Consider the following 14955-nt stretch of genomic DNA (forward strand, 5'->3'; position numbering starts at 1 on the left):
CGCTCACTTTTTCCGGCCGTACTGCTCAAGCAACCGGTTCATTTCCCTGTCATTCATTCCCGCAATAACCCGAAAGACATCAGGCCGCTCGCACACACGTTTTCTGATCAGTTCCGGCACTTTCTCTGCCAGCAGGAGCAGCTCCTCTTCGTCGGCATCGAGTTCCACAGCCAGCTTATGGATCAGGCCTTCCGAAGGGCTGTGGCCAGTTTCGAGTTTGTGATTTTCGATTTTTGAAAGGTACGTGAATCCGACCCCCACTTTGGCTGCGAGGTCCCTCAACGTAAACTGTTTTGCCTGACGAAGTTGCCGAATTCGTTTGCCGAAGGTCATGTCATTTCACCTGCTTGCGTGCGACCCAGCGAGATCATATAGTGTTGCACTGATGAGTCAACAGGGCAGTGGAAATGGGATGAAATTTCTTCTCGTTTCTATCCAACAGACTCCGTTGAGACGTACCACATCGTAATCGGGTAACAGGCATGCTGGGACTTCATCTCCGAGAGGAATTCAAGGGCAAACGTCTCAGAGGGACCACAGTAGATTTCAAGAACCAGTCAGGCACTGGTGCATTGGAAGTTCAGGCTGCTGATTTTTTGAAAATCACGTACCCTTCTCATGATTTACTAAAAACCATTGAAGCGACCGGCCCTGGTCATTCCCGCCCCGTTGTGCTTCTCGGTTCGAGAGGTCAAGGGAAGTCGCACCTGATGGCGGCTCTTTACCATTTGTCCCATGACCCTGATGCAGGAACTGCGTGGCTGAACGAATGGGCGACTCATCTCAAGAGTCCTCAGATTGCTGATCTCAAACTCCGGAATGACTGCTTTGTCATTGCCGAGAGCATGCATCTTCAGCGGTACAAGTACCTTTGGGATGTTCTTTTCCAGCGTCATCCCAAAGGGCAGTGGTATGAAGCGAAATGGTCAGGGATGGGAGACAAGAAGACTGACGTCCCCAGCTACGATCTGCTGATGGAGATGTTTGCCGATCAGCCGACCGTGCTGATTCTCGATGAATTCCAGACTTGGTATGAAGGTCTCACGAATACGAAACAATTTCCATGGCGAAACTGGGCCTTCAATTTTATCCAGATTCTCTCGGAAATCGCTCAAAAAGAACCAGACAAACTCGTACTGGTCGTTTCGGTACGTGAAGGGAATTCTGACGCCTATCAACAGATTCGCCGGGTAAATCCAGTTGATGTGGATTTCAAGGGTCCGTATGCAAAACGGGATCGCCAACGATTGCTGTTGTACCGCATTTTTGAAAATCGGATGCAAATTCCGAATGCCGACATTGCCCATGCGGTCAGCACTCACGTCAACGAGTATTTCCGCCTCTCCAAGGTGGCTGTACAGGATCAGGAGAAGCAAGCTGAGGATTTCATTGAGTCGTTTCCTTTCGCTCCACATCTCCTGAAGTTACTGGACGATCAGGTTTTGATCGCAACTGATGCCCAAGAAACTCGTGACTTGATCAAGATTCTGGTTGATCTCTTCAAAAATCACGATGAAAAAGACCCGATCATCACTGCTGCCGACTTCTCATTGACCAATGATAAGAGCAGCGTGGCATCCCTTCTGGACTCCGTTGCAAATCAGCTACACAAAGACCTGCGAGACAAGGCCCTCCGAAACTATCAGGCTGTCGTCGAAGCAGTTCCCAATCCCAAAACCACGATCCCTCACGCAGAAGAGATTATCAGTGCTCTGTGGCTTCGATCTTTGACTGTCGATCAGATGGCAGGAGCTGAGCCTCACGAAATTCAGATTGATATCACAGGTGACAAGGCGATTGATGACAATCAGTTTGAAGTCGAACTCTCAAACATCGTCGACAACAGCTTCAACATTCATCATGTCGGTGGTCGGCTCGTCTTCAAGCAGGAAGAGAATGCTCGGTCAAAACTGCTGGCCCATGCAAAAAACAACAAACTGTTTCAGAACGGCGAAGACGTTGAGCATCTCGCCAAGGAAATCCGTGCGGTCATTGGTGGCTCAGAGGACGTTTCGGCAAAACACCGAGTTGTCGTGCTCAAGAAAAAGTGGCAGATCGATCCTTGGTCTGAGTTTGAAGAGAAAGAGCAGCCTAAAACCTGGGATGCTCGTCTGCCCCTGATCGTTGTTCCTGAACATCTCGAAAAGCTCGAAGGTGTCCTTGGAAAATGGCTGAAAGATTATCTTCAGGAAGGGCGGAACACGATTCGCTTTCTGCTTCCTCCGAAAGACATGAACAATACTTATGATGACCGAGAATTGATCGTTCTCGCCAGAGCGGTCTATTTGGCGTCGAAGTGGAAAGCCACCGAGAAAGTCTACGCAGACATTGAACGTTCATTCCGCAAGGATGAACTCATCCCGAAGCTCAAAAAACGTTTTGACCGTTTCGCCGTCCTCAGCGAATGGAATTACGCAGAGCCAGCGAAATGTCGCTTTGACGAAGCCAAGCATGATGCTCAGGGAGACAAAATCCCTGATGCCGTGGATCGCATTATCCGGGAAGAAATCTTCATCCCTGAAGAGTTCGAAGAGTATGTCCTGAAGCTCGCTGAAAGTTCCGAGTCAGTCGGCAAACTTCTAAAAGACCTCCGGGAACCTCGACCAGGTGGCAAGCCCTGTATTCCCTGGCTCGGTGAAATTGCCGTCAAAGAACGAGTGATTCGCATCTGTGCGGAAGGCCTGATCGCCATCGATGTGCGTGGTCTTAAGATGCTGCAAGCAAAGCCAGGCGAAGATGCGGAGAGTGCCTGGAATCGGATGAAAGGGGAACTCGGAACCGGCAAGCATCTGGATGAAACCAAGATGCATTTGCCTGATTCGATTACCGTCAGTGGTGGCAAAACGGTCACGGTCGATCCCAATACTGTGACAGCGACAGTCTCCTCTCCTGGAGTCATCGTCGGCCCCGCTCCTCAAATTGGAATGAGCGGGACAACACCCGGGGGAGCGGTTCCTGGAAATGGTGGTGTTCCCGGCAACCTCTTCGGCGGCTCGGGTATAGAGAAGACCGTTACCAACAAACCCTGCTCAGCTCCGCCGACATCTGGCTTGAATTTGCTGGGTCAGGTGGAATCCTGGGGGATTGGTCCGGCCACCAGCGTGAAAAATGTTGCCTTGAAAATCGGGAAGATGACGGGGGCACAGCTTCAGGCTCTCATCAAACATCTGCCCGATGGGGTCACCTATGCACTCGATCTTGAGAAGGAGGAAAATAGCTGATGTCCTCATTCACTGTTGGACTTCTCGAATCGGTGACAAGCAATCCTCCACAACAGGCCTGGAGTGACATTGCCGACCATCTCTGGGAGACGTTTTCAACTCCGATCACATCCGCTTCTGTTGATAGCGAAATCGTCAAACGAGATCGCAGCATTACGGAACTTGAAAATACGCTTTCAGGCTCTTGCTGGGACTTGTGGAACGAATTCGAAGACAATGTTCCTAAAGCCAGTGCAGGGCTAGCGGAATTTTGGAACCGTGTTCAGGGTGGCAAAGCGATTTTGATCCTGGATGGTGTCTCCCTGAGAGAAGCCCCTTGGTTGCTGGAGCAGGCACGGGTGCGTGGCTTTACTGTTCATTCCGCTGGACCTCGTGCGGCTGAACTCCCTTGTGAAACGTCTCCATTCGCTAAATCGCTTGGTTTCTCGCAGCGATCCGCATTGGAAAACAATGGTGCTGGCGGTGCCCATAAATTGCCAGGAGCCACGACGGAATCGACCAATCTGAATTGGAAGGACTGTATCAGCTTAGTGGGCACTCAACAGGGAATCGTCTTCTGGCACCATTTTCCTGATATCCGCATGCATGACCTCTCGGTACCCGGCGAAGGGCTGCACAAGTTAGCGAGAGAAGCCCATGAGCATTTCACATCCGATGACTTCTGGGCGTTCGTCGAGCGACTTGCAACTGGACGACGACTGATGATCACCAGCGATCACGGATATGCTGCTTGTGGTCTGTTTCCCGATTTGGGAGACAAAGATCAGTCGGAATACATGAAGAAGCTGTTCAAAAGCGGGCGCACAGCGACCAGCGACAACGAAGATGGAGCCTGGGTCCCGCCGATTGATCTGCAGTTGGGAACCTGCCACGGCTCGCATCGGTACGTTCTTGGTCGGCGGAAATGGAAGAGTTCCGGCGGCTACCCCACTTTGCATCACGGAGGCTTATCGCTACTGGAAGTCTTTGTGCCGTTTATCGAGTTGAGCAAGTAAACAAGGAATTGCGGGCATGAAAGCAGACGGCACCCGGAAGGCGAAAGTTCGAGTTAATTTGTCACCAGTTGGGAAGGGTGATGATGTCGAATGTGATGCCGTTGTATCTGACGGAGCGTTCGATCAACCAGAGAAAATTTCGATTACAATATGTGGACTGCCCGATGACCAGAAAACAAAAATTCGGGACAAATCCTCCGTTAGCGACGTTATTACCGACGCAAAAGTGAAAGGCCAATTTCTAAACCAGCCTTATTCGTTCGAAGCATCGTTGCCTTGGGTAAAGTGCATTCCCTATTCGTCATCTTCGGATGCTGTCAGTACTCTCACGATTGAGCTTCAGCTTGGAGACTATGTTGAATCGCTTGACGAAAACACAACTCCTCAACGCTGGTCGTTTTCACTGGTGAATTACCAAGTGTGGAACATTCACTCACGATCCGATCAATATTCTGGTGAGGAAATCGAGTTTTCAGTTAGTGGGCGGACATGGCTCCTTAAAGATGACTGGTATCACAAAAAAAATCGATTGAATATACAGGAGGCCAGAATCTCCGGAACGCTCTCGACTGATTACAAAGATGGAGACTCCGCAGATGAGATCAAGAACTGGGGGAACATCATCGTCGAGCTTTTGACGTTGGCTCTCTGCCGTGACATCACCTGGACGTCGTGCAGAACTGTGGACGCTGATAGTACGGAATTGAAGAAGTATTTCCGAACTCCGATGCCTCCGATGGAACCGTATTACCTAGGTGGTCTGCCAATCATTAATGATTGGAAAAAAGACAATCTGAAATCATTTTTGGAAACAGCAGCCCCTAATTTGAAAGCCAAAGATGATCTCCTGTGGTGGAGTCAAACAATTGGTTTTTTCTTCTCGGCAAGAATCAACAGCAAGTGGCGAATTGTCGCAATATCGCTTCTCACATCCATGCTGAATCGATTGGTGGTCAAAAATTGGCGAGAGGATAATAAGCGGCGAAATGCAGTTCAGGGCGGATCGGTCTGCAAGACTAACTCTTCCGATGAGCTTGACGCCTTGATTAGCCAGATGCCCCTAGGTGAGCAGAGTGATATCAATAAAAGAATTTCAGAATGTCCAGGTTGGGATCGACATTGGACTGAGGTGCTTCGCTTTGAATTCGCTGACGCTCTATCAGGTAATTCTTCACTTGAAAGCAGCAAGATCACAAGGTGTATAGACGACATAAAGGAGTGTCAAAAAAAGGCAAAGGAGGAGAAATGGAAGCACTACAAGCACCTTCTAAACTACCAATTGGCGAAACATCAATTTTCACTCAAGAAACAAGAATTCGTGGACAAGAGAAATTCAGTAGTCCATGAGGGAGAGCTGCCTGCCAGTGACCAAGACGGCGATGCAGTGGAGGAATATTACCGAGAACTGGAAAAAACGGTAATTCTCTTTGTCGCCCAGACATTAGGGTTTTCCGGGGAAGTCAACCTCGAACACGGATGGAGTTTTAAACCTCAGCGGGTGAAGAATTTTCTCACAAGTCAGCAGGCGGATCAGTAGTCCATGGCCAAGATCAAGAAGAAGACGAAAGCGGAAGAACTTCGGGAAGCGGTCGCCGAGGCGGTGGGGGCTGGGCGGGAGTTGCATTTGGAGTCCGTGGACTTCTCTGATCCGAATCGTCCGAAGACCTGCCTGGAAGTCGATTTTCCGATTCTGCCCATCAACCATGTTGCTGCCATCGAGGGGAACGCTGGGAAGCCGATTTATCAGATGTCGAAATGGTGGGCACGGCGGCGGTCGAGCGTGTTTCGGGCGATGTTAATCGCTGCGGCGACGAAGGCTCCTGATGACCCAGCGGAAGCTGCCAAGCTGGTCTGGGATTCTTACTACGGCAACCACCAGAAGAATGAAGCGTTCCGCAAGCTGAAAGTGGCCGACATCTTCATGGGGGGCGGAACGACCATCGTTGAAGGTGCCCGACTTGGAATGCAGATGTACGGCAACGACCTCAATCCGGTCGCCTGGCTGGTCGTCAAGAACGAACTGGCTCAGGTCGATCCGAAGGAGGTCCAAAAGCTCCTCGACACCATCGAAGCCGAGGTCAAGCCGCAGATCATGCCCTTCTACGCCTGCGACTGTCCTCGTGGGCACAAAGGCAAATGGACGCACCAGCCATCCGGCAAGGTGATGGGGGCGAACTTCGATCCGCTCTTACTTACCCCGGAACAACGCCCAGAGTACGAGTACGAAGGACCGGAAGTTATTTACACGTTTTGGGCGAAGCACGGTCCGTGTCAGGCATCCGAATGTAACCATCGGACGCCAATCATGTCCAATCCCATCATCTCAGTCAAAACGATGACAGTAAAGGCTTGGGCAGGAAAACAATGCAAAGCCTGCGGTGAGGAATTCGACATCGAGAAAACAGACTCTCGGATGGCACCGACTGCGAAGCTTGTTGTTGTAGATACTGAACCACCGTATACGGTGATGGATCAAGCGGGGAACTACACCTGCCCACACTGCGGCAATAAGCATTGTGATCCGAAGGCAGCGAATGACGGAGAATCAGTATCACTCGGTAAGGCTAAAAGTAAGAATGTCGCTCTCACTCTATTTGTAAATCCCCGCTGGCTGAAAGGTTCAAGAGGGACGGATTCAAACGGAAACCGTCTGGGCGGAAGCACCAATGACAATGCGACTTTTACCTGCTTGTGGTACGAAGAACGGAGCAGTTCTCTTGAGTTAATCGAAGTCCGTGGAAGCCTTCCATCTCACGTCACTTGCCCAACTACAGGAGAAACATTTTCCACTTCGAGCGAAGGAGGTACTGTACCGAAGAAGTCGCATTTCGCCTGCGGAGAATGCGGTACGGTTCAAGATATTTTGGCGACAGCGAAACGATACGGGACAACACCGCCGATTTCGGCTTACGCAGTTCAAGGGTATTGCCCGCTCTGCGACAAGGCGAATGCATCGTATGGTGGTCGTTTCTTTTCCCTCCCCGATATTTCACTCATCACGTCAGCTACAAGAGAGTGGCAGGTACGCAGCACAACCGACTTAAATGATTTCTGGCCTCGACAGGAGATTCCCTACGGTCTTGAAGCTGACTTTTGGTCGGTGCGTCATCATGGTTACACACACTTCTGGAAAATGTTTAACGAACGGCAACTCCATACCCACTCTCTCTTTGCACGATCAATATTCCGACTTGTTGAGGAACGTAATTCGCCAGAAATTGAACTTGTAGCCGGGGCTTTTCAACAATACTTGAGAAACCAGTGCATGTTTACACTCTGGAATCCCCAGCGAGACACGCTGGAACCACACTTCAGCAAGAACAATTACCGTCCTAAATCATTGCCTGTTGAAAACTGTGTTTTTCATGACTTGGGTCGTGGAAACTGGTTGTCTTGTTCGCAGAACATTTTTAAGAGTATTGAATGGCGTGAAGCTCCTTGGGAGCTTGCTTCGAATGAAGATTTGCAAGGGCGTGTATCATCGCACTCACTGAAAGGAAAGAGTACCAAAGTTCTTACGGGCGATTCACCAGAAGATGCTACACTGACATGCAACTCCTCATCGAGCCTGTCAAATCATGAAGACGAGTCGTTAGATTTGATAATTACTGATCCGCCTTTTGGTGATCTGGTTCAGTATTCCGAAATGGCGGATTACTTCTATGTATGGATCAAGATTGTATTAGGTCATCGGTACAGCGATTTACTAGATTCCGACTCTACCCCTAAAGCTTTAGAGGTTGTATCCAATCGTGCTCGACACAGTGAGGAAGCCGATCAATTCTACCAACGCCTTTTGACTCAGTGTTGGCGGGAGTCATTTCGGGTTCTCAAACGGGGTGGAGTTCTCGCATTCACATTCCATCACAGCGAAGACGAGCCTTGGGTCGCTGTTCTGACAAGCTTGTTTGATGCTGGATTCTATCTTGAATCTACCTATCCGATTCGAAGTGATGAGACAAAAGGCAAAGGAGAATTCGGAGCACAGAAGATTGAATTCGACATCATTCACGTTTGTCGAAAACGCCTTCAAGAGCCGGAGACAATTAGTTGGGCACGATTGCGTCGTCAAATCATGAAAGACGTTCGCCAACTTCAGGAAATCATCGAGCAACACCAGAAAGAAGGTCTCGGCGAGGCGGACCTGCAAGTGATCCGCCGTGGCAAGGCTCTCGAATACTACTCCCGGCACTACGGTAAGGTGTACATCGAGAAGGGACGGGAGGACGAGTTCACCGTCAAGGACGCCCTCGTTGGAATTAACCAGCTACTCGATGACGAGAGCGATACCACCAGCGAAGCCCCGCCCGTGCTCGCAGAGCCGTACACCCGGCAGTTCCTTCGCCTGTTCGCCGACAGGAACAGTCTCGAACGTGACCAGATGCAGAAGCACCTGCGTGGTACAGGAGTTTCCCCCTCCGAATTCCTCGAACGGGGTTGGTGCAACGAAGTGAAGAAAATCTTCACGATCAAGCACCCGCTGGAATGGGCACAACAGTGGAAAGGAAAGTCTCGCAAGGGAATGTCCCGAGACTTCGACCAGACGTGGTTCCTGATCGGTGCCTGCTACGACGACAGCGGTATCAAAGCCAGCGACACCCTCAACAGCGGCAGCTTCGCTCCCCATCCCGCCATCGGCGACCTACTCGACTGGTTTACCAAACACGGCAGCGACCCCGACATGAAATCCGCCGCCAAACGAGCCAAATCGATCTATTCCGACTGGAAGAAAAGGAACGAGAAAGTCGTCGTCAAAGAACGGCTCCTGTTCGATCTGGAGGATGAGTGATGGAACAGATTGCGGGCCTGATTTTCATTTCATTGGGAATCATTGCTGTTTGGCAAAGCTATTTCGTCGCCACAGTTAAGCCGTCATGGAGCAGATTCCTTCTTGCGATCGTCCTGATGGCGATTGGCGTCGAAATGACCCGATCCTCCCCCTACGGTGCCGTCTTCGGGGTGCTGGCATTGGTGATTTCGACTCAGCGTTTTCTGAGTGAACAATGGAGTCAATTCTACTCATCATCAGGGAAAGGTCTCATCATTTCCTCGCTGTTGGTGCTGAGTTTCAGCCAGTTTCAAAGTCCATGGGATGGAAAAAGAGACCATGAAGACCGGTCCGATCGAGTTATTCCTCCCTCTCCTGTTCTGACAGATGCTGAAAGACTGGCTCGCCAGTGGTCTACAAACGACAAATATGCCGACTGGCCAGTGGCAGAGTTGATGCTTGACCTGTGTCAAATCTCCTATCGACCTCCTGTCGAAGCACGGGAAGAACTTAAGAATCGAGGCTTTCAGGCGGAGACAATTGAATCGGGTTCAATGAATGGCTACGTCGTAAAATCTAACAACGATGCGATCATTGTTTTTCGTGGAACAGAAAGCGGCTGGCACGATGTCGTGCAAGACCTGATCTTCATCAATTCAAACAATGGATCAGGCGGAATGCATCGAGGTTTCCGGAGTGGCTACAGCAACTCCAAGTCTCCGAACTCGATGCATCAGCAAGTTCGGAGATTGCTTCAGAGATATCAGGCGAAGCGGGTCTGGATCACTGGTCATAGTCTCGGCGGTGCATTGGCTATCGTTTGTGCCCATGATCTGCTTGTCGATGGAGATTATGAGATCGCCGGAGTCATGACATTCGGACAGCCAAAGGTGATCCGTGAAAACATGAGGAGTTTACTGGAATCCAAACTCGCAGATCGATACGTGTTTTTTGTCAATGGGATGGACCCAGTTGTCAAAGCTGTCGACCCCTATCTGCATTTCGGTCATATGGTCCACTACAACAACGGTCGAATCGAACGTTCTCAACGTGTTACGCTGACCTCATCTCCGAGTGGACCGAATCCTGAGCCGCCAAAAGAAACCTTCGTTCATCCAGAGCTGGATTCATTCTCAGAGCAAGAGCTGAAAGAGTATATCCGCCAGCTTCAGCGAGAGAATCAACCTGTCACGACATCAGATGGCACAAAGACATACACTTCTCAACAGACCTATTCCAGCTATTTGCCGAATCCTTCAGATCACTATCTGGACAGCTACCGAATGATGATCCAGTTTCTGACTGGTTCAGGAACCCATTCGATTCAACCTCCAAATTGAACAACAGAATATGCCAGCACCACTTGTAAACGATGATCTTTGGACTCGTCGAGGCATCTCGCTGCTGTGGGATGCTGACGAGTTGAACAAGCTCTGTTCGCCGAAGCAGATCATCAGTCTGCGTCAGTTTCGTCAACTTCATTCCCGTGGCTGGCAGGAAAACGAACTCCGGCTGGTGAATGATTGCGCATTGGTGGTCGCTGGCCTGGAAGCCTGCATTGATTCGCTTCCCCCAGAGGAGATGACCAACTGGCTTGAACAGAAGATTTACCCGACGATTGTCAGTTACCAGCGAGAAGTGGCTGATGGTGGCAATCAGGCAGCGTTGATTTTCTGGATTGTGGAACCGGTTCGCCTCAAACACAACATGAGTGAGGAAGCGTGGCTCTGGCATTGCAGCGGTGAACACCGAAATCATCAGATTCCCCTGAGCCATTGTCTATTCAACGGAGCACAGCACGATCTGAAAGAAATTCACGACGCCAAGGGAACTCGCCTGGGCTTGTATCATCCAAGGATTTCGTAAGAAGTATCCAGAACATGTCTGAGCAAATGCCCCTTCAGCCAGGTCAACGCATTCGCCACGCCGATTACGGCGAAGGGGTGATCGTCGCTGAAGCAACGAATGGATTCGTTCGGGTTTTCTTCGGCAATGGGGAACGTCAAGTTCCGCTGGCTTCCCTGACTCCCATCCTCCCTCGTTCAGAACTCATTGTTCGGAGTGTCGGTGCTGGCGTCTTCCGAAATCGTCGAGCCTGGTTGGCCTACCAAGCTCACGCATTGCCACTTCTCGAAGGAGCAGCGGCACTCACATCTGCCAAAATCGACCTGTTGCCGCATCAGGTCGTGCTAACCCATCGCATCGCCACAGCCTCTCCTCGGCGTTATCTGGTCGCCGATGAAGTTGGACTCGGAAAAACAATTGAGACCGCTCTTATTTTGAGAGAACTTGCCAGTCGAGGTGAATTGAATCGAGCGTTGATGGTTGTTCCAGCAGGTCTCGTGAATAACTGGCACCGGGAACTCAACGAAGTTTTCAATCTCAATTTTGAAGTTTTTGGAAGCGAAGGGGACGTCACCGACCGTAAATCCAATGCCTTCGCCAAACATGACCGCCTGATTGCCAGTGTTGATACGCTCAAGAGACGGGCTCGAGTGAAACGGCTCATGGAAGCCCCAATGTGGGATTTGGTCGTCTTTGATGAAGCCCAGCACCTCACGGCCTCTCGATCAGGCGGGAAGTCAAAGAAAACAGAGAACTATAACTTGGCGGAATCATTGAAGGGTCACAGTCGAGATTTGATTCTGCTTTCAGCAACACCGCATCAAGGGGATCACTATCGTTTCTACATGCTGATGAAACTGCTCGATCCCACCATGTTTTCCAGCCCAGAAGACATGATCGAGAATCGACATCGGCTCAATTCAATTATTTTCCGTCGCACCAAAGCAGATGCCTGCCGTCCTGATGGCTCAACATTGTTCGCCCGTCGCTGGGTGCATACCGAATCGTTCTTAATGTCAGATGCGGAGCGAGTGTTTTATAACGAACTTCAAGTCTATCTCATGGATGGATTTGCACTCGCCCAAAAACAAGGAAGTAAAGGGCGGGCACTCGGCTTCGTCATGACGATCTTCCAGAAGATTGCTGCATCGAGTTTCGCCGCCGTCCACCGCACGCTACGTCGTCGCATGATTGCCCTGACTGTGCAAGAAGGCTTGGTGCACGACAGTAAGCTCGATATCGAAGCCCGCAATGCCGCATTTGAAGAAGCTCGCCAGCTGATCAGACGAGAGTTCCATCTTTCCGAAGATCGCCTCGGCGAGATCGAATCGGAACGCATCCTGGCAGAAATGAAACGCCAGATCGTGAAACGCATGGATGACGACGAACTCGCTGATTTGTCCAGCGAGTATTCATCGGAAACAGCAACAACTGCGTCTGAAGATTCGGCTGTTGTTGCTGTTGAACTGGCATTGCCAGAGGAACGACAGCGTATCAGAGAGCTGTTGACAAAATTTCCAAGCGAAACGGAAACAAAAGTCAAAAATCTGACCAATGCACTTGGAACGCTGTGGCAACAAGATTCTTCAGAGCGAATCGTTATCTTCGCTACGTACCTAGGGAGCGTCGAAATGCTGAGCGAAGAAATCGAAAAGGCTTACCCGGGACAAGGTGTCGTTGTTCTGAAAGGGGGAGATCACGGCTCAAAACTCGCTGCAGAGAAGCGGTTCAAACAGCCGAATGGCCCACGAGTGATGATCTGTACGGCTGCTGGTCGGGAGGGAATCAATCTCCAGCATGCCCGTGTCTTGTTCAATTTTGATTTGCCATGGAATCCAATGGATTTGGAACAGCGAATCGGTCGTATTCACCGCTATGGCCAACGCCATACTGCACAGGTCTACAACCTTGTTCTTTCCGACACCATTGAAGGCAAAATTTTCCTGCTGCTGGACGACAAACTAAAGGAAATCGCCAAAGCTCTTGGAAAAGTCGATGAACATGGCGAAGTTGCTGAAGACTTGCGATCTCAGATTCTTGGTCAGCTTTCAGAAAGACTCAGCTATGAGAGTCTCTACGCTCAGGCGATATCCGACCCTGAACTGAAGCGAACAGAACTTGAGTTGGACCAAGCTCTGGCGAATGCATCTGAGGCGAGAAACGTTGTCTACGAATTGTTTCAAGACTTGGACGGCTTTTCTCTGGATGACTACCAGCCGTTTTCGGACACCAGCCAAGGAATGGATGAGATTGTGCGATTTGTCCGAGCAGCCGTGGAAGAAGATGGAAATGATCTTCGCATCGAAGACGGAGCGGTCTATGTAACAAAGACATCTGAAGACGGTGAGCCATTTCGATTTACTACTGATCGGGATGCGTCTATTGAATCCGACACCACCGATCTTCTTGGACTCGATCATCCCCTGGTTGTGCAGTATATGCAACGATTTCGTGAATTATCTTATGATCAAGTCGGCATTCGTGTTCGAAGTGAAGATGGGAAGGCTGGTGTCCTTTCTATCTGGCAAGTCACAACTCAAGGGGAACGAGGTGAAACACGCAATCATCTCTTGACGCTGGCTGTGGACATTGACGGACAGCGAATTCCCTCTTGGGAGAAACAAGCTGATCGCTTGTTCCATCTCGAACCGGCATCAATCAACTCTGCACCCCAGATTGACCTGCTGGCTGAAACACTGGAACCAATGATTCAAAGAGAACTCATCCACCGAGGCTTCCTTGGTGAGAACCGAGGGTACGACGCCCGTCTCGTGAGCTGGGTGGAGGTTGTGTGATGAAAGAAAAACGCTTCTGCAATAGGACATCAATCCCACAAAACCCCAAGCGAAACAACAACGAACATCCGAAACATGTCAATTGGTTCCCTTACTATGCAGGTTACAGTTCTTCATTTGTTTACGATGTATTGCGATCTCTCGATCTAAAGCCGGGGGATACCGTTTTTGATCCGTGGAACGGTAGCGGCACAACCACTACAACGGCCTATCGCATGGGGGCAAATGTTGTCGGATTCGACATCAATCCTGTAATGGTGGTCGCCGCAAAGAGCACCCTACTCGATCTTGGTACGACCCCAAGCATCGCACCTTTAGCGGAAGAAATCATCCAATCAGCAAACCACAACAACAACGGCTTGGTAAACGCTGCCGATCCGTTGGCTGAATGGTTCTACCCCCAAAGTGCCCTCGCATTTCGACAGATTCATCGCTCAATCTGGAACCTGCTCGTTCAAACTGGCATGGAACCCTCTTGTACAACCGACAGCATCTCAGGCCTCTCAACTATCTCTGCTTTCTTTCTCACTGCGTTGTTTCGGACGACTCGAAGTTTTGTTGCGTCATTTGTCGGTTCGAATCCAACGTGGATTCGATCACCAAAATCCCATAGGCAAAGAATTCGCCCTGCCCGAAGGAGAGTTTTTGAACGCTTCCGTCAAGAAGTCGACAAAATGACTCGGACGCTAAGCGATGCAATGAACAATGGACTTTCGCAACCACTTCAAACAGTTGCACCACGAGTGGTGGTGGGGTCATCAAAGCAAATAACGGCTGATAACGCAGTTGCAGATGTTGTCTTGACGTCCCCACCGTATCTCACACGAATTGATTACGCCGTGGCTACAAAGCCGGAGCTTGCAGTCCTTGGCTTGTCATTGAACGGAGATTTTGACGCTCTACGCAAAGCGATGATGGGTGCTCCGGCTGTTCGCCAGGAAGCAGATGAGTCAGATCAATTTGGAGATGCCTGCGATATATTGCTCAACAAGGTCCGCACTCATCCTTCAAAAGGATCAGCCAACTATTACTACAAGCTGCTTCGCCAATATTTTTCCGATTTCCAGTGTTCAATGCGTGAAATTGACCGCATTCTCAAACCACACGGAACATGCGTATTAGTTGTACAAGATTCGTACTACAAGGAATTGCATGTTGATCTGGCACGATACACAACAGAGATTGCTCATGAATGTGGGCTGACGCTCGTTGAACAACATGACTTTAAGTGGAATCGAAATATGGTCCGAGTGAATAGTCGGTCTCGAAAGTACCGTACTACGACAGACTCGACAGAGTCCGTTCTATGGCTTGTCAAATAACTCAGGAGG

9 protein-coding genes are annotated in these 14955 nt (G+C 50.1%); 8 read left to right on the plus strand and 1 reads right to left on the minus strand.

Annotated features, from left to right (window positions below; all coding sequences use genetic code 11):
* Window positions 1-3: 3 nt before the first annotated feature.
* Window positions 4-333 (minus strand): helix-turn-helix domain-containing protein, encoded by a 330-nt coding sequence (locus SH527x_RS14235; protein WP_437191340.1) that lies wholly within the window; start codon window positions 331-333, stop codon window positions 4-6.
* A 377-nt stretch (window positions 334-710) separates the two neighbouring features.
* Here SH527x_RS14235 and SH527x_RS14240 point away from each other — a divergent pair, with 377 nt between their 5' ends.
* Genes SH527x_RS14240 through SH527x_RS14275 form a run of 8 tightly spaced genes read left to right on the plus strand, consistent with a single transcriptional unit; the run spans window position 711 to window position 14946 of the window.
* Window positions 711-3221, plus strand: a complete 2511-nt coding sequence (locus SH527x_RS14240; RefSeq protein WP_437191341.1) for a DUF499 domain-containing protein — start codon at window positions 711-713, stop codon at window positions 3219-3221.
* Window positions 3221-4216: a hypothetical protein gene (locus SH527x_RS14245; protein ID WP_437191342.1), complete on the plus strand. Its 996-nt coding sequence runs from the start codon at window positions 3221-3223 to the stop codon at window positions 4214-4216. Before SH527x_RS14240 ends, SH527x_RS14245 begins: the two co-directional genes overlap by 1 nt.
* A gap of 16 nt (window positions 4217-4232) precedes the next feature.
* Window positions 4233-5753, plus strand: coding sequence for a hypothetical protein (locus tag SH527x_RS14250; RefSeq protein ID WP_437191343.1), 1521 nt, complete (start codon window positions 4233-4235; stop codon window positions 5751-5753).
* 3 nt (window positions 5754-5756) lie between these two features.
* Complete coding sequence (locus tag SH527x_RS14255; RefSeq protein ID WP_437191344.1) at window positions 5757-9005, plus strand: DUF1156 domain-containing protein; 3249 nt, start codon at window positions 5757-5759, stop codon at window positions 9003-9005.
* Window positions 9005-10324 carry a lipase family protein gene (locus tag SH527x_RS14260; RefSeq protein ID WP_437191345.1) on the plus strand — a complete coding sequence of 440 codons (1320 nt, stop codon included), beginning with the start codon at window positions 9005-9007 and terminating at the stop codon, window positions 10322-10324. The genes SH527x_RS14255 and SH527x_RS14260 overlap by 1 nt, the downstream gene beginning before the upstream one ends.
* 10 nt (window positions 10325-10334) lie before the next feature.
* Window positions 10335-10850, plus strand: coding sequence for a hypothetical protein (locus tag SH527x_RS14265; RefSeq protein ID WP_437191346.1), 516 nt, complete (start codon window positions 10335-10337; stop codon window positions 10848-10850).
* 14 nt (window positions 10851-10864) lie between these two features.
* Window positions 10865-13624, plus strand: coding sequence for a DEAD/DEAH box helicase (locus SH527x_RS14270; protein ID WP_437191347.1), 2760 nt, complete (start codon window positions 10865-10867; stop codon window positions 13622-13624).
* Complete coding sequence (locus SH527x_RS14275; RefSeq protein WP_437191348.1) at window positions 13624-14946, plus strand: DNA methyltransferase; 1323 nt, start codon at window positions 13624-13626, stop codon at window positions 14944-14946. The genes SH527x_RS14270 and SH527x_RS14275 overlap by 1 nt, the downstream gene beginning before the upstream one ends.
* The last annotated feature ends 9 nt before the right edge of the window (window positions 14947-14955 follow it).

This window comes from Planctomicrobium limosum, assembly GCF_051465645.1.
Classification (GTDB): Bacteria; Planctomycetota; Planctomycetia; order Planctomycetales; family Planctomycetaceae; genus Planctomicrobium.